17 protein-coding genes are annotated in these 18,345 nt (G+C 67.4%); 15 read left to right on the forward strand and 2 right to left on the reverse strand.

Features of this window, described 5'->3' with window-relative positions:
• Positions 1 to 26: 26 nt before the first annotated feature.
• Positions 27 to 1,211, reverse strand: coding sequence for an aminotransferase (locus GY40_RS19045; RefSeq protein WP_051988328.1), 1,185 nt, complete (start codon positions 1,209 to 1,211; stop codon positions 27 to 29).
• A 108-nt stretch (positions 1,212 to 1,319) separates the two neighbouring features.
• Here GY40_RS19045 and GY40_RS19050 point away from each other — a divergent pair, with 108 nt between their 5' ends.
• The 3 genes from GY40_RS19050 to GY40_RS19060 all read left to right on the forward strand — a co-directional run bounded on the left by GY40_RS19050 (position 1,320) and on the right by GY40_RS19060 (position 4,206).
• Positions 1,320 to 2,075 carry an SIR2 family NAD-dependent protein deacylase gene (locus GY40_RS19050; RefSeq protein WP_038365545.1) on the forward strand — a complete coding sequence of 252 codons (756 nt, stop codon included), beginning with the start codon at positions 1,320 to 1,322 and terminating at the stop codon, positions 2,073 to 2,075.
• 197 nt (positions 2,076 to 2,272) lie between these two features.
• On the forward strand, positions 2,273 to 2,887 hold the full coding sequence (locus GY40_RS19055; protein WP_038365547.1) for a cold-shock protein: 615 nt from the start codon (positions 2,273 to 2,275) through the stop codon (positions 2,885 to 2,887).
• 329 nt (positions 2,888 to 3,216) lie between these two features.
• Complete coding sequence (locus GY40_RS19060) at positions 3,217 to 4,206, forward strand: HD-GYP domain-containing protein (RefSeq protein WP_051988282.1); 990 nt, start codon at positions 3,217 to 3,219, stop codon at positions 4,204 to 4,206.
• A gap of 6 nt (positions 4,207 to 4,212) precedes the next feature.
• On the opposite strand, the gene GY40_RS19065 is transcribed toward GY40_RS19060, so the two are convergent.
• A complete protein-coding gene (locus tag GY40_RS19065; protein ID WP_038365549.1) occupies positions 4,213 to 4,563 on the reverse strand; it encodes a HesB/IscA family protein in 351 nt (116 codons plus the stop codon).
• Positions 4,564 to 4,649: 86 nt separating this feature from the next.
• Here GY40_RS19065 and GY40_RS19070 point away from each other — a divergent pair, with 86 nt between their 5' ends.
• The 12 genes from GY40_RS19070 to serS all read left to right on the forward strand — a co-directional run bounded on the left by GY40_RS19070 (position 4,650) and on the right by serS (position 18,345).
• Positions 4,650 to 5,897, forward strand: a complete 1,248-nt coding sequence (locus GY40_RS19070) for a deoxyguanosinetriphosphate triphosphohydrolase (RefSeq protein WP_051988283.1) — start codon at positions 4,650 to 4,652, stop codon at positions 5,895 to 5,897.
• 186 nt (positions 5,898 to 6,083) lie between these two features.
• On the forward strand, positions 6,084 to 7,850 hold the full coding sequence (gene argS, locus GY40_RS19075) for an arginine--tRNA ligase (protein WP_038365930.1): 1,767 nt from the start codon (positions 6,084 to 6,086) through the stop codon (positions 7,848 to 7,850).
• Between the two features lie 100 nt (positions 7,851 to 7,950).
• Positions 7,951 to 9,570, forward strand: coding sequence for an SPOR domain-containing protein (locus tag GY40_RS26680; protein WP_051988284.1), 1,620 nt, complete (start codon positions 7,951 to 7,953; stop codon positions 9,568 to 9,570).
• A gap of 229 nt (positions 9,571 to 9,799) precedes the next feature.
• The gene (locus GY40_RS19085) at positions 9,800 to 10,894 is read left to right on the forward strand and encodes a TRAP transporter substrate-binding protein (protein ID WP_038365551.1); all 1,095 of its coding nucleotides are present in this window, start codon (positions 9,800 to 9,802) and stop codon (positions 10,892 to 10,894) included.
• Between the two features lie 95 nt (positions 10,895 to 10,989).
• Positions 10,990 to 12,000, forward strand: a complete 1,011-nt coding sequence (nagZ, locus tag GY40_RS19090; protein WP_038365553.1) for a beta-N-acetylhexosaminidase — start codon at positions 10,990 to 10,992, stop codon at positions 11,998 to 12,000.
• Positions 12,001 to 12,118: 118 nt separating this feature from the next.
• The gene (locus GY40_RS19095; protein WP_051988285.1) at positions 12,119 to 12,949 is read left to right on the forward strand and encodes a segregation and condensation protein A; all 831 of its coding nucleotides are present in this window, start codon (positions 12,119 to 12,121) and stop codon (positions 12,947 to 12,949) included.
• Between the two features lie 8 nt (positions 12,950 to 12,957).
• Positions 12,958 to 13,644, forward strand: a complete 687-nt coding sequence (scpB, locus tag GY40_RS19100) for an SMC-Scp complex subunit ScpB (RefSeq protein WP_051988329.1) — start codon at positions 12,958 to 12,960, stop codon at positions 13,642 to 13,644.
• Between the two features lie 243 nt (positions 13,645 to 13,887).
• Positions 13,888 to 14,928, forward strand: coding sequence for an ABC transporter ATP-binding protein (locus tag GY40_RS19105; RefSeq protein WP_051988286.1), 1,041 nt, complete (start codon positions 13,888 to 13,890; stop codon positions 14,926 to 14,928).
• 80 nt (positions 14,929 to 15,008) lie between these two features.
• A complete protein-coding gene (locus GY40_RS19110; RefSeq protein WP_038365555.1) occupies positions 15,009 to 15,254 on the forward strand; it encodes a twin-arginine translocase TatA/TatE family subunit in 246 nt (81 codons plus the stop codon).
• Positions 15,255 to 15,353: 99 nt separating this feature from the next.
• Positions 15,354 to 16,034, forward strand: a complete 681-nt coding sequence (gene tatB, locus GY40_RS27185; protein WP_081925530.1) for a Sec-independent protein translocase protein TatB — start codon at positions 15,354 to 15,356, stop codon at positions 16,032 to 16,034.
• Positions 16,031 to 16,840: a twin-arginine translocase subunit TatC gene (tatC, locus tag GY40_RS19120; RefSeq protein WP_038365557.1), complete on the forward strand. Its 810-nt coding sequence runs from the start codon at positions 16,031 to 16,033 to the stop codon at positions 16,838 to 16,840. The genes tatB and tatC overlap by 4 nt, the downstream gene beginning before the upstream one ends.
• Before the next feature lie 203 nt (positions 16,841 to 17,043).
• Positions 17,044 to 18,345 carry a serine--tRNA ligase gene (gene serS, locus GY40_RS19125; RefSeq protein WP_038365559.1) on the forward strand — a complete coding sequence of 434 codons (1,302 nt, stop codon included), beginning with the start codon at positions 17,044 to 17,046 and terminating at the stop codon, positions 18,343 to 18,345.

An 18,345-nucleotide genomic window follows, 5' to 3' on the forward strand; every position in this document is an offset into this window, starting at 1 on the left:
TCCGGGATGACGGCGTTCAGATCAGGTTAGAACGAAAAGCCCCTGAGCCGCTCGCCCAGCAATCCGATCCGGTCGGCGGCGACATTGGCGATGGCGATGCGCAGATGGTTTTCCTGTCCGGGGCCGAAATAGGGGCCGGGCAGGGCGAGCACGCCGCGCTCCTGCGCCAGCCGGCGCACGATTTCGGCCGCCTTCGCGCCCGCGAAGGGATGCGCGACATAGGCGAAATAGGCTCCGGCCGAGAGCACGCGCCAGCCGTTGAGCGGCGCCAGAGTCTCGCGGAAGAGGCCGGCGCGGGTGTTGATCTCGGCGCGGTTGCGCTCGCGCCAGTCGCGGATGCCGTCGATGCCCCAGGTCACGGCGGCTTGACCGGCCCGGACGGGGCTGATCTGCACGCAGTCGAGCACCTTGCCGATCTGGGCGAGGACTTGTTCGCCGGCCGTGATCGCGCCGAGGCGCCAGCCCGGAACGGCATAGGCCTTCGAGAAGCTGTAGAGGCCGATCACGGAATCCTGCCAGTCGCTTGCGGAGAAAACCTCATGCGACCTGGCAAGCCCCTCGGGCAGGAAGTCGCGATAGGTTTCGTCGAGCACGAGCCAGAGGCCGCGCCTTGCGCAGAGCGCGGCGAAGGCGGCGATGGTCTGCGGCGGATAGACGGCGCCGGTCGGGTTGTTCGGCGTCACCAGCACAATGGCGCGGGTGCGTTCGTCGATCAGCGCCTCGGCAGTGGCGACATCCGGCACGAAGCCGGATTCGGGCGTGCAGGGCAGCGGGCGCGCCTCGACGCCGAGCATGGTCAGCGTCATCTCGTGGTTGAAATACCAGGGCGTCGGCAGCAGCACGTTGTCGCCGGCCCGGGCCAGCGCCATCATCGTCACGACATAGGCCTGGTTGCAGCCCGACGTGATCGCGATCTCCGCCGGCGTGAAGGGCGCGCCATAGATGCCCGCGATCTCGGCGGCATAGGCCTCACGCAAAGCGGCATCGCCGGTGATGCCGCCATAGCGGGCGCTGCCGGGCTCCGCCGCCGCTTCCGCCAGCTTCCGCAGCAGCGCTTCCGGCGGGGCCGAGCCGGGCACGGCCTGCGACAGGTCGATCAGCGGGCCATGGCGGCCGTCATAGGACCTGGCCCAGCCCTGCGCCTCCGGAATCGGCGGAGTGCCGGTATCGATCAGGTCGGGATTCAGCGCGGCGGGGGAGAGTGTCGGCATGATCAGTCTGGTTTGCTGCGGCGCCGGCCTTGCGTCAATCGCCTTGGAAGCGTCGCAGCGGCGTTCCATATCTGGAGGTGTTCCATTTCCGTAAAGCCGGGCGAGCCGATGCAGGACGAGACAGAGGATGCGATCGCCGAGCTGCACGCGATGCTGGATCGCGCGGACCGGATCGTCAGCTTTACCGGCGCGGGCATCTCGACCGAATCGGGCGTGCCGGATTTCCGCTCGCCGGGCTCGCCCTGGATGGTCAACAAGCCGATCCCGTTCGAGGCCTTCGTGACGAGCCGCGAGGCGCGCAGGGAGGCCTGGCGGCGCAAATTCACGATGGACGACCATTACCGCGACGCGCAGCCCAATATCGGCCATCGCGCTTTGGCGCGACTCGTGGCGGATGGGCGCTCGCCCGCCATCGTGACGCAGAACATCGACGGGCTGCACCAGGCTTCCGGCGTGCCGGAGGAGCAGGTGATCGAACTTCACGGCAACGGCACCTATGCGACCTGTCTCGATTGCGGCTGGCGGCATGAGCTCGCCGCGATCCGGCCGGCCTTCGAGGCGACGGGCGAGCCGCCATCCTGTTTGATGTGCACCGGGCCGGTGAAATCCGCGACGATCTCCTTCGGGCAGGCGATGCCGCAGGAGGCGATGATGCGGGCGCAAGGACTGGCGCTGGAATGCGACCTCTTCCTCGTCGTCGGCTCGTCGCTCGTGGTCTTTCCGGCGGCGACGTTGCCCGTCATCGCCAAACGGCAGGGGGCGAGGCTCGTCATCCTCAACCGCGAGCCGACGGAGCTCGACGCGATCGCCGATCTCGTGATCCGGGCCGAAAGCGGCAAGGCCCTGGCGCCGCTCCTGTCCTGAGCGACAGGCCTGCACCGCAGGGCCACGCCGATCCGGGACAAGGCACCGACTCGCTCACGGCTCCAGCTTTCCCGATCGAAAAAGTGAACTTTCCGCTGGAGATTATGTGGACGAGATCTTCGGGGGTGTTCCCCGAATCCGCAGCAGTGCTATCGTAATGTCGCGAATCAAGACGTTCTGCGTGGGGTGAGCGGCAAATGTCCGACGAATTCGGTGAGAGCGGGCGACCACCGATGGGTCCCATCCAGTCACTCAACCGTGTCGTGCGCCTCGATGGGCCAAGCCCTCACGCTTCGGAGGTCCCGGTCGAGACCAGCGGCTACGTCAAATGGTTCGACGTGTCGAAGGGCTACGGCTTCGTCGTTCCCGAGACCGGCGGGGCGGATGTGCTGCTCCATGTCACGACCCTGAAACGCGACGGATTCAATGCGATAGCGGAAGGTGCTCGCATCGTGCTCGAGGCGGTCGAGAAGCCGCGGGGGCGTCAGGCGGTCCGCGTTCTCTCGATCGATACGACAGTGGCGCGGCATCCCTCGGAGATGCCGCTCGCCCGCACCAACGTCACCGTGGCGCCGACGAGCGGCCTGGAGCCGATGGTGGTGAAGTGGTTCAACCGGCTGCGCGGCTTCGGCTTCGTCTCGAAGGGCGAAGGGGCGCCGGACGTGTTCGTGCATATGGAGACGCTGCGCCGCTACGGGCTCGTCGAGCTCGTTCCGGGACAGACCGTGCTGGTGCGCTACGGACCGGGGCCGAAGGGGCTCATGGCTGCGGAGATCCGGCTTGAGCCGGGCGGCGCCGCCGCATCGCACTGAGGGCTTTCGACAAACCCCATCGAAACCCCTCTGGGGTTGTTGGGAGCTCTAAATTGAGAATCCGGTAAGCACGCCGGCAAGGTTATCGTCCCTTGCCGGTTTTTTATCGCGCCGGCACCCGCCTGGCGCGAATTCCGGCTGCGGTTTTTACGCTTCATCAATCGGCCGGGCTAAGATGGAGGTCTTGCCGGAGACCTAGCGCCATCGTCCTTCTCGTCAGCGATCGTGATCAGCAGCGTCAGTCGCTGCAACGCGCGCTCTCGGTCTGGGGAGCGTGCAGGGCCTTCGACCTCGCCGAAATCGAGGAGATCCGCAAGGCCGCTGGTCGTTTGCTCATCGTCGATCTCGATCTCTCCCGGCCCGCGACGATCGTCTCGGCGAGCGCGGCGCTTGCGACTCACCGACAGTCCGGCGCCCCCTTCCTCTTCCTTCTGCGGGACATGTCGCCGCGCAGCCAGATGCAGGCCAACGCCCTCGGGGCCCAGGCGATCCTGCCGGCCGAAACGCCGCCGTCGGCGCTGCTCGACAAGGTCGGGGCCATGCTCGGTTTGCTGCGGGACAGTGGGCCGGAAACGGTTCTGCAGCGGCGATTCGTCAGGGCTTCCGCCGCATTCGCCGGCCTGCTCGAAGCCGCCGGCTCCGACGGGCCGCTGCCCGTTCAGGCGATCAACGACAGTGTCGAGGCGATCAACCGGGCGGCCGATGACGGCAATCTCGATACCTGGCTGGATATGGTCTGGCAGCATGACGACGCCACCTACCAGCACTGCCTTCTGGTCTCTGGACTGGTCGCCGCCTTCGCCCGCAAGCTCGGCTTCGGCGAGAGCGACCGGCAATTGATGACGACGGCCGCCGTGCTGCATGATGTCGGCAAGGCGCGAATCCCGCTCGATATCCTGCGCAAGCCAGGACGCCTGACGCCGGCGGAGCGTGCCGTCATCTGCCAGCACCCGCAGATCGGGCACGACATGCTGGTCGCGCAGGGTGGTTTCGCGCCGGCGGTGCTCGCCGCCGTGCTGTCGCATCACGAGATGCTCGACGGCTCCGGCTACCCGCATGGCATCGGCGCCGACAGAATTCCCGATCCGGTCCGGATGATCACGATCTGCGACATCTATGCCGCGCTGATCGAACGTCGTTCCTACAAGGCGCCCATGTCGCCGGAGGAAGCCTTCGCCACGCTGATCGGCATGGGCGACAAGCTCGACCGGGACCTCTTGCGCGCCTTCGGCAATGTGGTCCTGAGCAGCTCCGTGGCGCGGCTGGGCAAGATGACGGCGCGGCCTGCGGCCAGCGCTGCGGCTGAGGACGCGGCCTGAGCCGGCTCAGACCGCGAAGGACGTGCCGCAGCCGCAGGAGCTGGTCGCGTTCGGATTGGTGATCCGGAAGGACTGGCCGATCAGGTCGTCGACAAAGTCGATGGTGCAGCCTTCGAGCAGGTCGAGCGAGGTTTCGTCGATCACCACGGTCGCGCCATCGCGCTCGATGACGAGATCGTCGGGCGCCTTCTTCTCCTCGATATCGAAGACGTATTGGAAGCCGGAGCAGCCGCCGCCGGCGACGCTGACGCGCAGCATCGCGCCCGGCGGCTCCTTTGCCATCACCGAGAGAATCCGTTTCGCGGCGTTGGCCGTCACCGCGATGCCGCGCGGGTTGACCGCAAGATCGGTCGACATGGGCAGATGTTCCTTGCACCCTGGTTGTCCGTAAAGGTAATGGCCCGGCAGCGCCTCTACAAGCACGGGGCGGCGACGAGGCTGCCATGCCGCATCCGCACATCCCGACATCGGTCTTCTCAGCGGGCGTCGAGCCCGGTGAGCGCTGGCGCGCTCCTTATGCGTGCCGCTCCAGCATGAGCCGCGGCCGGCTCGTCGGTGAGCCCGCCTCGGCGACGCGGGGCGAATTCCAGCGCGATCGCGACCGCATCATCCATTCGACCGCCTTCCGGCGGCTCAAGCACAAGACGCAGGTCTTCGTCTCGCATGAGGGCGACCATTACCGCACGCGGCTGACCCACACGATCGAGGTGGCCCAGATCGCCCGCGCGCTGGCGCGCGCGCTCGGTCTCGACGAGGATCTGGCCGAGGCGCTGGCGCTGGCCCATGACCTCGGCCACACGCCCTTCGGCCATACCGGCGAGGATGCGCTCGACGAATGCATGGCGGGGTTCGGCGGTTTCGACCACAACGCCCAGACGCTGAGGATCGTGACCCGGCTCGAGCAACGCTATGCCGATTTCGACGGGCTCAACCTGAGCTGGGAGACGCTGGAAGGGCTGGTCAAGCACAACGGCCCGCTGCTCGACCCCGAAGGGAAGCCGACGGCGCGCTACGCCAAAACCGGCATTCCGGCGGCGATCGTCGAATACCAGCATCGGCAGGATCTCTGGCTAGACAGCTATGCGTCGGCCGAAGCGCAGGCCGCCGCGCTCGCCGACGACATCGCCTACAACGCCCACGACATTGACGATGGCTTGCGGGCCGGGCTGTTCGGCCATGCCGCCCTGCGCTCGGTGCCGTTCCTGGCCGGGCTGCTCGACGAGATCGAGCGGCTGCATCCGAGGCTCGAAAAAGCGCGCCTGACCAATGAGCTCGTCAGGCGCGTCATCACCCGCTTCGTCGAGGATGTGATCGCAGAATCGCAGCGGCGTCTGGAGGCGCTCGCGCCCGCTGAGGCCGATGCGATCAGGCGGGCAGGGCAGCCGGTCGTGACCTTCTCCGCGGCGATCGAGGCGGCCGACCGGGACATCAAGGGCTTTCTCTACCCCAACATGTACCGTCATCCGCGCATCGCGCCGATCCGCGCCCAGGCCGCGCAGGTGGTGCGGGAGCTGTTCGCCCGCTTCAGCGCCGATCCCTTGGCGATGCCGCAGGAGTGGGCGGCGGGTTGCGACGGGCTCGACGAGCATCGCCGCATGCGCCGCATCGCCGACTATATCGCCGGCATGACCGACTGGTACGCGCTCGACGAGCATCGCCGCCTGTTTGACGTCACCCCCTCGCTGCGATAGGGCCGGGCGGCCGTACAAAAATGTTCGAGCTTGGTGAGCCCTCATCCTGAGGAGCGGCCGAAGGCCGCGTCTCAAAGGATGCTCCAGCGGTTTCCGGAGCCTCCTGGATCATCCTTCTAGACGCGCTTCGCAGAAACGCTCCTCAGGATGAGGGCTCGGAAGTTTCCTGCCGACAAGATGACCACGATGAACCTGTTCGAGACCTATTCCGCTCGCCTTCACGCCGCCCTCTGGGCGCTTGCCGAGCGAAGCGCGCTTCCTGCCGGGCTCAACCTCGGGCGTGTCGTGGTCGAGCCGACCAAGGACCCGGCGCATGGCGACCTCGCCACCAACGCCGCGATGGTGCTCGCCAAGGAGGCCGGCACCAATCCGCGTGCGCTGGCCGCGTTGCTGGTGGAGGAGTTGTCGCGCGATCCCGAGATCGCCAAGGCTGAGATCGCCGGGCCGGGCTTCATCAATCTGACGCTGCAGCCGGCGGTGTTCACCGCGATCCTGAAATCCGCGATCGAGGCGGGTCTCCACTATGGCCGCGGCAGGGCCAAGCCTGCGCCGAAGATCAATGTCGAATACGTCTCGGCCAACCCGACCGGGCCGATGCATGTCGGTCATGGCCGCGGCGCGGTGTTCGGCGACGCGCTCGCCCGCTTGCTCGCCTTCGCCGGTCATGACGTGACGCGCGAATACTACATCAACGATGCCGGCGCGCAGGTCGACGTGCTCGCCCGCTCGGCCTTCCTGCGTTATCGCGAGGCGCTGGGCGAGGATATCGGGGCGATTCCCGAGGGGCTCTATCCGGGCGATTATCTCAAATCGGTCGGCGAGACGCTGGCGAAGCAGTACGGTCCGGCGCTCAAGGACAAGCCCGAGAGCGAGTGGCTGCCGCTCGTCCGGCAGGCCGCCATCGATGGCATGATGGCGATGATCCGCGACGATCTCGCCGCGCTCGGCGTCGTCCACGACGTCTTCTTCTCGGAGCGCTCGCTGCAGGCCGTCGACGGCAACAAGGATGCCGTCGCGGAGACGATCGAGGATCTGCGCGCGCGTGACCTGGTCTATGAAGGCCGCCTGCCGCCGCCCAAGGGCCAGAAGGACGAGGACTGGGAGGATCGCGAGCAGACGCTGTTCCGCGCCACGCAGTTCGGCGACGATGTCGACCGGCCGCTGCTCAAGTCGGACGGCAGCTATACCTATTTCGCCAACGACATCGCCTATCACCGCTCGAAGTTCACGCGCGGTTTTGCCGAGATGATCGACGTCTGGGGCGCCGACCATGGCGGTTACGTCAAGCGGATGCAGGCCGCGGTGAAGGCCGTGACCAACGGGGAGGGCTCGCTCGACGTCAAGCTCTGCCAGCTCGTCAGGCTGCTGCGCAATGGCGAGCAGGTGCGCATGTCGAAGCGCTCCGGCGACTTCGTCACGCTGCGCGAGGTCATCGACGAGGTCGGCCGCGACGCGGTGCGCTTCATGATGATCTTCCGCAAGAACGACGCGACCCTGGACTTCGATCTTGCGAAAGTGGTCGAGCAGTCGAAGGACAATCCGGTCTTCTATGTCCAGTATGCCCATGCGCGCTGCGCCTCGATCTTCCGGCAGGCCCGCGAGGCGTTCCCCGATCTCGACCTGTCCCCCGCCGCATTGTCGCAGGCGGATCTGTCGATTCTGGTGGATGAGGCCGAGGTCGGCATCGTGAAGATGATCGCCGCCTATCCGCGGATCATCGAAGGCGCGGCCACGGCCCACGAACCGCATCGCGTGGCATTCTTCGTGCATGAACTGGCGAGCGCGTTCCATTCTCTCTGGAACAAGGGCAAAGACTCGCCGCAATTACGGTTCGTTAATCAAACTGATCGAAAGTCGACCTTGGCGAGATTGGCGTTCGTGCATGCGGTGCGCAGCGTCCTTGCTTCCGGTCTGGCGGTCGCCGGAGTTGCGGCGCCGGAAGAGATGCGCTGACGGGGCACTATTCCGGCGGCGCGCACAAGGTCAGGTTGACCGCACAGAGTTCCCGGTTCTTCCATAGGGGGAAGCGGCTTGTGCTGGAATGGATCGTACCATGAGTGAGCCAGCTAGGAATCGTTTCGCGCTCGATCTCGAGGATCTCGAGCGCCAGCTTCGGGGGGCAGGGCAGGCGCAGCGCCCCGCGCACTCGCCCGATCCGCTGGCGGAGCTGACCCGTATCGTCAGTCAGGACGATCCGCTCAAGGACATCTTCACCGAGCGCAGGCAGCAGCCTGCTGCGCCGGCGACGCGCCAGGAGCCCAGCTTCGCTGTGGTGCCGCAGCAGCCCGTCTATGTGCCGCCGCGTACGGCGCAGGCTCCTTCGCCTGTCGCCGAGCCGCCGGCCGAGATGCGCGGCGCCCTCGACGAGTTCGAGGCCCTGTTGCGCCGGACCGAGCCCGAGCGCAAGCCCGCGGCCGCGCCGGTTCAGCCCCGGCAACACTATCAATACGACGACGAGCCCGCGGAGCAGGATTACGCTCATCCCGAGCCGGCCGCCTATTCCCGGCCGGTGCCGGCTCAAGGCGCACCGGCCGCGCGCGACCTTGACGAGGAGCAGGGCTTCTACCGGGCGCCGGTCTATCAGCAGGAACCCGCCTATGACGCCGAGGCTTCGGACCAGGGCTTCGATGCGCGGCAGCAGACCTACCATCCTCAATATGCCGAAGACGACCTGCCCGATCTCGAGCCCCGGCGCTCTCGCAAGGGACTCTGGGCGGCGGCTGCGGTGATCGCCATTGGCGTCATCGGCGTCGGCGGAACCATGCTGCTGCGCGGTGGCTCGTCCTCGAAGAGCGGCGCGCCACCGGTGATCGCGGCCGATAGCGGCCCGGTCAAGGTCGAGCCCGCCAATCCGGGCGGCCGGGAAATTCCGAACCAGAACAAGCAGATCTACGAGCGCTCCGCCGAAGACCCGCAGGGCAAGACCAAGCTCGTCGACAGCCAGGAGCAGCCGGTCGACATCCAGCAAGCGGCCCGCTCGATGCCCTCGCGGGTGGTTCTGCCCGGACCGGGCACCGCTTCGAGCGAAACCGCCACCGTCCCGACACCTGGTGGCGCCGAGCGCAGCATCGTAATGCCCGAGCCCGCCTTGACCCCGATGCCGCCGGTGCCGGGCCTCGGCGAGCCGCGCAAGGTCCGCACCGTCTCGATCCGTCCCGACGGCTCGCCGGCGCAGGCGGCCGCTGCCGACGCCAATGGCAACCGCCCGATAGCGACCGGTTCGGCGCCGAGCCGCTCGATCGCGGGCAGCCCGGCCAGTGCGAATCTGCCGATCGCGGCCGCCGTGCCGCCGGCTGCGCCGAAGCCGCAGGAGCGCGCGACGACACCGCCGGCCGCGACCACGCCCGCCGCTCCGACCCGCCTCGCCAGCGCAGCGCCTGCCGCTCCGACGCCGGCTCCCGCCAACGCCGCGATCCGCGCCGGCACCGGCGATTTCGTGGTGCAGCTCGGGGCGCCGGGCAGTGAGCAGGAGGCACGGGCGACCTTCGCGGCGCTGCAGCGCAAATATCCGCAGCAGCTCGGCGGTCAGTCGCCGATCGTCCGCAAGACGGAGCTCGCTGGCGGCAAGACGGTCTATCGCCTGCGCGTCGGGCCTTATTCCCGCGATGACGCCACCTCGATGTGCTCGGCGCTTCAGGCCGCGGGCGGTCAGTGCTTCATCGCCAAGAACTGAGACAGCCTCGTTTCGTCATGAAAGGGCAGCGCCTTCGGGCGCTGCCCTTTTGTTTGGCCGTCTCGCTGCGTCCATGCTCCGGCCGCCTGCGCTTTTCGTGCGAGCAGGCATGGCGCCGGGCATACTTGTCGCGCCCGAAGGCGCATGCGACTTAGCTGACAACAATCAACGATGTGTCGGAAGGCCGCGTGCCGCCGGCGCGACGCAAAGCACCAGCTGGAGGATACCCATGGATCGTCGCAACTTCGTCAAGGTCGCCGGTGTGGGCGCTGCCGGCAGCGCCGCCATTGCGGCGCCGGCGCTCGCGCAGTCTCAGCCCAAGATCAGCTGGCGGTTGACCTCGAGCTATCCCAAGAGCCTCGACACGCTCTATGGAATCTCGACCCATGTCGCCAAGCGCGTGGCGGAGGCGACCGACAACAATTTCCAGATCCAGGTCTTCGCGCCGGGCGAGATCGTGCCAGCGCTGCAAGCGCTCGACGCGGTGCAGAACGGCACGGTCGAATGCAGCCACACGCTGTCGAGCTTCTATATCGGCAAGGATCCGGCCTTCGCCTTCGAGACCTCGCTGCCCTTCGGCTTCAACACCCGCCAGCAGAACGCCTGGCTCTATCAGGGCGGCGGGCTCGAGCTCTGCCGCGCCTTCATGAAGACCTATAACTGCTACACGATCCCCTCGGGAAACACTGGCGCCCAGATGGGCGGCTGGTTCCGCAAGGAGATCAAGACGCTCGAGGATCTGAAGGGGCTGAAGTTCCGCATCGCCGGGCTCGGCGGGCGGATCATGGCGCGGCTCGGCGTGGTGCCGCAGACCATCGGCGGGGCCGACATCTATCCGGCGCTGGAGCGCGGCACGCTCGACGCGGTCGAGTTCTCCGGGCCGTTCGACGACGAGAAGCTCGGCTTCGTCCGGGTGGCGAAATATTATTACTATCCCGGGTTCTGGGAGGGCAACGCCAACGTCAGCTTCATCGCCAACCTGGACAAGTGGAACGCGCTGCCGGCGTCCTACAAGGCGATCCTCGAGGCGGCCTGCGCCGAGGCCAACGCGCTCTGCGTCGCCAAATACGATCACGGCAACCCGGATGCGCTGGTGCGGCTGGTCGGCACCGGGGCCGAGCTGCGCGCCTTCCCGCAGGAGGTGATGGCGGCCGCCTATAAGGAGGCCTTCGCCATGTATGCGGAGCTCGCCGCCAGCAACCCGCAGTTCAAGACCTTCTACGATTCCTTCCTGCCCTATTGGAAGAAGGAGCAACTCTGGTTCCGCATCGCGGAGCTGCCCTTCGACGCCTTCAACGCGCAGAACTTCCAACAGATCAAGTGAGGCGGTCGGCACTCCGCCGTCCCCTCCCCGTCGCAAGCGGGGGGAGGGGACGCGTGGTGCTTGACCGCGCCCGCGCCAGTTTCTAACCCGGTGCCATGACCTCGCGCGCCTTCATCGCCGGCTGCCTCGGCACGAGCCTCACGCCCGACGAGCGCGCCTTCTTCCGTGATGCCCGTCCCTGGGGCTTCATCCTGTTCCGGCGCAACACGCAGTCGCCCGAGCAGGTCGCGGCCTTGACGGCCGAGATGCGCGAGACCGTCGGCTGGCAGGCGCCGATCCTGATCGATCAGGAAGGCGGTCGCGTGCAGCGCATGGGGCCGCCGAACTGGCCGAAATACGCGTCGGCGCGGGCCTTCCTGACCATCAACGATGCGGTGCGGCAGCGTGAGATCGTGCGGCTTTCGGCACGGCTGATGGCGCATGACCTGAAAAGCGTCGGCATCGATGTCGACTGCCTTCCGGTGCTCGACGTGCCGGTCGCCGGCAGCCACGACGTCATCGGCGACCGCGCCTATGCCTATGAGCCGGACCAGGTGGCGCGCCTCGGCCGGGCGGCGGCGGAAGGGCTTCTCGCCGGGGGCGTGCTGCCGGTCGTCAAGCACATGCCCGGCCATGGCCGGGCGCGGGCGGATAGCCACCACGACCTGCCGGTGGTGGATGCGACGCTCGACGAGCTCAGGGCGCATGATTTCCGGCCGTTCCGCCATCTCGCCGACATGCCGCTGGCAATGACGGCGCATGTGGTCTTCACTGCGCTCGATCCGAAGCACCCGGCCACCGTGTCGCGGAAGATCGTGCGCGGGATCATGCGCGAGGAGATCGGCTTCGACGGGCTGATCATGACCGACGATATCTCGATGAAGGCACTCTCCGGCACGTTCGAGGCGAAGGCCCGGGCCGCCATCCGCGCCGGGGTCGACGTCGTGCTGCATTGCCACGGCATCATGGAGGAGATGGTCGCCATCGCCGGGGTGGTGCCGGAGATGACCGGCGCACGCGCGCGCCGGGCTGCCGCCGCGCTCGGCCGCATCCGCCACGAGCCCGAGCCTCTCGATGTCACCGCCGCGCGCGCCGAGGTTGCCGGCGCCCTTGCGCTGGACGGCTGAAAAGCCGAATCTGTCCCACGGGGTTGATCACATCTTCCCGCCGGCCATCCCGGATCTCCGCTCGGCGGCATCCGGGGCAGCGGCGCGAGATGGGCAAGGCGGGTGAGGGCAGGCCAGCATGACGGCCGATTTGCCATTCGCGGAAGATCGCGCGCGGCGCGAGGACGAGCCTGCGCTCGTCGTCGATGTCGACGGCTATGAAGGGCCGCTCGACCTGCTGCTCGATCTCGCGCGCCGCCAAAAGGTCGACCTGCACCGCATCTCCATCCTGGCGCTGGCCGAGCAGTATCTCGTCTTCGTCGAGCAGGCGCGGGCGCTGAGGCTGGAACTCGCGGCCGATTATCTCGTGATGGCGGCCTGGCTCGCCTATCTCAAGTCGCGCCTGCTGCTGCCCGAGCCGCCGAGGGGTGAGGAGCCGAGCGCGGCCGATCTCGCCACCGCGCTCGCCTTGCGTCTGCGCCGGCTGGAGGCGATCCGGGCGGCGGCGAACAAGCTCTCGGCGCGCGAGCGGCTGGGGCAGGATGTCTTCGCGCGCGGCGCCCCGGAGGAGATCGTCGCGGGGGCCCGGCCGGTCTGGGAGGCGGAACTCTATGATCTGCTCGCCGCCTATGCGCATCAGCGGCAGAAGCGGGTGCAGGGGCATATCTCGGTCGGCCATCGCGTCGTCTGGTCGCTGGTCGAGGCGCGCGAGGCGCTGCAAAAGCTCGTCGGCGAAGCGGGGGACTGGACCGACATCGATCCCTATCTGACGCGCTACATGCAGGCGCATGGGCTGCCGGTGGGTGAGATGAGGGCGACTGTCAGGGCGTCAGCACTCTCAGCCATGCTGGAGATGGTGCGGGAAGGCATGCTCGACATCCGGCAGGACGACGCCTTCGCGCCGATCCATGTCCGCCGCCGCTCGGCCCGGCCACCGGCCTTGCCCTTCGTCGGACAGGACGCCTCATGACGGCGGCGATGGCCGAGACGCGCGACGAGGAGGATGGCGGCGGGGCGGAAGCCTTCGCGCAGGCGCTGCGCATCGTCGAGGCGCTGCTCTTCGCCTCCGCGGCGCCGCTGTCGGAGGAGGAGCTCGGCCGCTCGGTGCCGGCGGGAATCGATGTCGGACAGGTCCTGGCCCGTCTCGTCGCGTTCTACGTGGCGCGCGGCGTCAATCTGCGGCAGGTCGCCGGCGGCTGGGCTTTCAGGACGGCACCCGATCTCGGTTATCTGCTCGCCGCCGAGGCCGAGCCGCCGCGCAAGCTGTCGCGGGCGGCCCTCGAAGTGCTGGCGATCATCGCCTATCACCAGCCGGTGACGCGCGCCGAGATCGAGGAGATCCGCGGCGTCGCCACGGCCAAGGGCACGCTCGACATCCTGCTCGAGGCCGGCTGGGTGCGATTGCGCGGGCGGCGGCGCTCGCCGGGCCGGCCGGTGACCTATGGCACGACACGCGGCTTTCTCGATCATTTCGGGCTCGACCGCATCGACGACCTGCCGGGGCTCGACGAATTGAAGGGGGCGGGCTTCATCGAGGGTCGGCTGACGCGCGACCTCACCGTGCCGGTTCCCGATGACGATCCGGGTCTGCGCGACGACGAGGATCCGCTCGGCGATCTGTTCAGCCCGCTTGACGACGGCGAGGGCGGCCCGCAACAGGAGTGAGGGCGAACACTCGGCTCTCCTCGCTGGTCATCCCGGACAAGCCGCCTCTGGCGGCGCCGATCCGGGATCCATGCCTGAAGCTTACCTGGATCGGTTCAGACATGGATCCCGGGTCTAGGTATAGGCATCGCTCTGCCCGGGATGACGGCCCATTTGCTGAGAGGACAAGGATTGGCGGGAAGCGAAACTGCGAGAAGCTGGCTCGGCTGGGGCCGGCGCGGGACGGCGGGAGCCGCGATCCCGATGGCGCTCGGATTCGATGGCGTGACCCAGCGCTTCGGCACGGTGACGGCGTTGTCGGACGTGTCCCTCTCGGTTCGACCCGGGGAAATCGTCGCGCTGCTCGGCCAGTCTGGCTGCGGCAAGACGACGCTGCTGAGGCTCGCGGCCGGAGTAGAGCGCCCGAGCGCGGGGCGGGTGCTGCTGGAAGGGCGTGATGTTTCGTCGCCCACCGCCTTCGTCGAGCCGGAACATCGCGGCATCGGCTTCGTCTTTCAGGACTATGCGCTGTTTCCGCATCTGAGCGTGCGGGAGAACGTTCGCTTCGGGCTGCGCGACCGGTCGGGAAGCGCCGCCGACGCCACGGCGCTGCGGGCGCTGGCGCGCGTCGGGCTCGAGCATCTGGCCGACTCCTATCCGCACATGCTCTCGGGCGGCGAGCAGCAGCGTGTCGCGCTGGCGCGCGCCATTGCGCCCCGCCCCGGCGTCCTGCTGATGGACGAGCCCTTCTCGAACCTCGACCGGCGGCTGCGCGATGTGGTGCGCGACGAGACCGCCGCGCTGCTGGAGGAGACGGGAGCGACCTCGATCATCGTCACGCACGACCCCGAGGACGCGATGCGCATCGCCGACCGCATCGTGCTGATGCGCGCCGGGCGGATCGCCCAGATCGGCACCGCGGAGGAGCTCTATCGCAAGCCTGCCAGCCTCTTTGCCGCCCGATTTTTCTGCGATTTTACCGAGATCGAGGGCCGGGTCTCGGGCGGAACGGTCGAGACGCCGTTCGGGCGCTTCGCGGCGCAGGGCGTGGCGGAAGGCAGCGACGCGATCGTCTGCATCCGGCCGCATCGGGTGCGGATCGTGCCGAAGGGGTACTATCTCAAGGGGCGGCTGGTCGCACGGCGCTTTCTCGGCGAGGTCGATCATGTGCTCGTGGCCGTCGATGGCTTCGACCGGCCGCTCGCCGCGCGCATGGCGCTGTCGGACGAGGTCGGCGTGGGCGACGAGGTCGGCGTCGACATTCCGTCGGACGAAGTCCTTGTGTTTCCCGCGGCGGATCAATAGGTTCCGCCGCCGAGCGAACGACCGGGCCAGAATTGGTCGGGGACAGGCCCCGGTCGGGGCAATTTCGGAGGAGTTTCGCCATGGGTGGCGTGAGCATTTGGCACTGGATCGTCGTCGGCGTCATCGTGATGCTTCTGTTCGGGCGCGGGAAGGTGTCCGAGCTGATGGGAGATGTCGCCAAGGGCATCAAATCGTTCAAGAAGGGCATGGCGGAGGATGACGAGCCGACGCCGACCGCCACCACTGTCGACCCCAAGGTGATCGACCAGACGCAGGCCAGCAACGCGGCGGCTCAGGCGCAGGCCAAGGCCGACCACAAGGCCTGACGCGGCGCGCGCCCCGAGGGCGTGGTGTTGGTGATGCGCGCGGCCCGACCGTTCGGCCCTGTGGTCGAACGGCGAGCGCGCCGATAGGAAGAGCCGTCGATGTTCGACATCGCCTGGAGCGAAATGGTGCTGATCGGGGCGGTCGCGCTCGTCGTGATCGGTCCAAAGGATCTGCCGAAAGTCCTGCGCACGGTCGGCCAGACGATCGGCAAGGTCCGGCGCATGGCGGCCGAATTCCAGGGCCAGTTCAACGAGGCCATGCGCGAGGCCGAGCTCGCCGACCTGAAGAAGCAGGTCGAGGATGTCGGCGGCAGCGTGTCGAGCTCGCTCAACACCCATACGGACTACAAGCCGATCGAGGAGCCGAAGGATTTTTCGGCTTCCGGAACGGCCGGCGATGTGGCCAAGCCCGATACGGCCGCGCTGAAGGAGGCGGAAGCCAAGCTCGCCGCGATGCCGGCTCCCGAGCTGCCGCCGGTGGAGATTGCCGCCGAGACGCCGGCCGCCAAGCCGAAGCGAGTTCGCAAGGCCAAACCGGAAGAAAAGCCCGAAGAGGTTGCGCCTGTCGCTGCCGCTCCGGCAGCGGAAGCCGTCGAGCCCGCCGCGAAGACGAATGGCGCTGAGCCCAGGCCGGCCCGCGCGCGGCGCGTCAAGCCGATCGCGGCCGTGGCGCCGGCAGAGCTGGACACGCCCTTGCCGGAAGCGACCGCGGCGGAGCCGGCCAAGCCTGCCCGCAAGCGTAAGACGAAGACGGCGAAGGGCGAGGAGACTTCCGCATGAGCGTCGCCAATCCTCGCGAGGGCGAAGACGAGATCGAGGCCTCGCGCGCGCCGCTCCTCGACCATCTGATCGAATTGCGCTCGCGGCTGATCAAGTCGCTGATCGCCTTCCTGATCATGTTCTTCATCTGCTTCGGCTTCTCGACGCAGATCTACAACATCCTGGTGAAGCCCTATGTCTGGGCGGCGGGGAGCGCAGCCAACGCGCAGCTCATCTATACCGGCCCGCTCGAATTGCTCTTCACCCATATCAAGGTGGCGGCCTTCGGCGCCGGCTTTTTCGCCTTCCCGGTGATCGCGACGCAGATCTACAAATTCGTCGCGCCCGGCCTCTACAAGAATGAGAAGGCCGCCTTCGCGCCCTATCTCGTGGCGACGCCGGTGTTCTTCACGCTCGGCGCGCTGCTGGTCTTCTTCTTCGCCATGCCGGTGCTGATGAAGTTCTCGCTCGGCATGCAGCAGGCGGCGACCGAGACGCAGGCCGGCATCGCGCTCCTGCCGAAGGTGAGCGAATATCTCTCGCTGATCATGACGCTGATCTTCGCCTTCGGCATCGCCTTCCAGCTTCCGGTGATCCTGACGCTGCTGGGGCAGGCGGGGATCATCGATTCGCAGTTCCTGAAGGACAAGCGGCGCTACGCCATCGTCTTCGTGTTCATCGTCGCGGCGGTTCTGACGCCGCCGGACGTGATCTCGCAGCTCATGCTCGCCGTGCCGATGCTGCTGCTCTACGAGCTCTCGATCTTCTCGGTGCGCCGCGTGGAGAAGAAGGGCGAGGCCGCGAAGGCAGCCGAGGACGCGGAGTAGGGTGCTGTCGTCATGCTCGCCCTTGTGGCGAGCATCCGCGTCTTGAACGCCGCTGCTTCCGAACGAAGACGTGGATGGTCGGGACAAGCCCGACCATGACGTGATCGGGGCGCCGAATGCCGATGTCGGTGGTTCCCTCGCGCGCGATCCCGGTCTAGAGCATCCAACGCTGCATTCCGCAGCGATGGCATGGCCGGACGACGATGTACGACATCAGATGGATTCGCGAGAACGCCGCGGCGTTCGACAAGGGGCTTGAACGCAGAGGCCTGGCGCCGCTGTCGTCCTCGCTGCTCGAACTCGACGATGTCCGCCGCTCGTCGATCGCCAAGGCGCAGGCCACGCAGGAGCGCCGCAATGCGCTCTCCAAGGAAATCGGCAAGGCGATGGGCGCGAAGGATGTCGCGCTCGCCGACAAGCTGAAGGCCGAGGTCGCGGCGCTGAAGGAAGAGCAGCCGACGCTGGAGGCGCAGGAGAAGGCCGCCAAGGAGGCTCTCGACGAGAAGCTCGCGGCGATCCCGAACACGCCCTTCGACGACGTGCCCGATGGCGCCGACGAGCACGGCAATGTCGTGCTGCATGTCCATGGCGTGAAACCGGAGGAACGCGGGCTTCTCAAGGGCGTGAACGATCCCAAGCAGCATTTCGAGCTGGGCGAGGCGCTCGGCCAGATGGATTTCGAGAAGGCGGCGAAGCTCTCGGGCGCGCGCTTCGTCGTGCTGGAGAAGCAGGTTGCGCGGCTGTCGCGGGCGATCGGGCAGTTCATGCTCGACACGCACACGGAGGAGCACGGTTATACGGAGGTCAATCCGCCGCTGCTGGTCCGCGACGATGCGATGTTCGGGACGGCGCAGTTGCCGAAGTTCCGTGAGGATCAGTTCCGCGCTGGCGAGGAGCATTGGCTGATCCCCACCGCCGAGGTGCCGCTGACCAATCTGGCAAGGGAATCAATCCTTTCCGAAGAGGAGCTGCCGCTTCGATTCACCGCGCTGACGCCTTGTTTCCGGTCGGAGGCTGGCTCCGCTGGGCGTGATACGCGCGGCATGCTGCGCCAGCACCAGTTCGAGAAGGTCGAGCTCGTTTCGATCACCACGCCCGAAAAATCGCGCGAGGAGCATGAGCGCATGCTCGCCTGCGCCGAGGCCGTGCTGAAGAAACTCGACCTGCATTATCGCGTGATGACCTTGTGCACCGGCGATATGGGCTTCGCCTCGCAGAAGACCTACGACATCGAGGTCTGGCTGCCCGGGCAGAAGACCTATCGCGAGATCTCGTCCTGCTCGGTCTGCGGCGATTTCCAGGCGCGGCGCATGAATGCGCGCTACAAGACCAAGGACGGCAAGGGCCCGTTCTTCGTGCACACCCTCAACGGCTCGGGCACGGCGGTCGGCCGCGCGCTGATCGCGGTGATGGAGAACTACCAGAATTCCGACGGCTCGATCACCGTGCCGGACGTGCTGGTGCCCTATATGCGCGGCGTGACGCGGATCGAGAAGGCAGCCTGA

This window comes from Allobosea sp. UNC402CLCol (assembly GCF_000745475.1).
In the GTDB taxonomy this organism is placed as follows: domain Bacteria; phylum Pseudomonadota; class Alphaproteobacteria; order Rhizobiales; family Beijerinckiaceae; genus Allobosea; species Allobosea spartocytisi.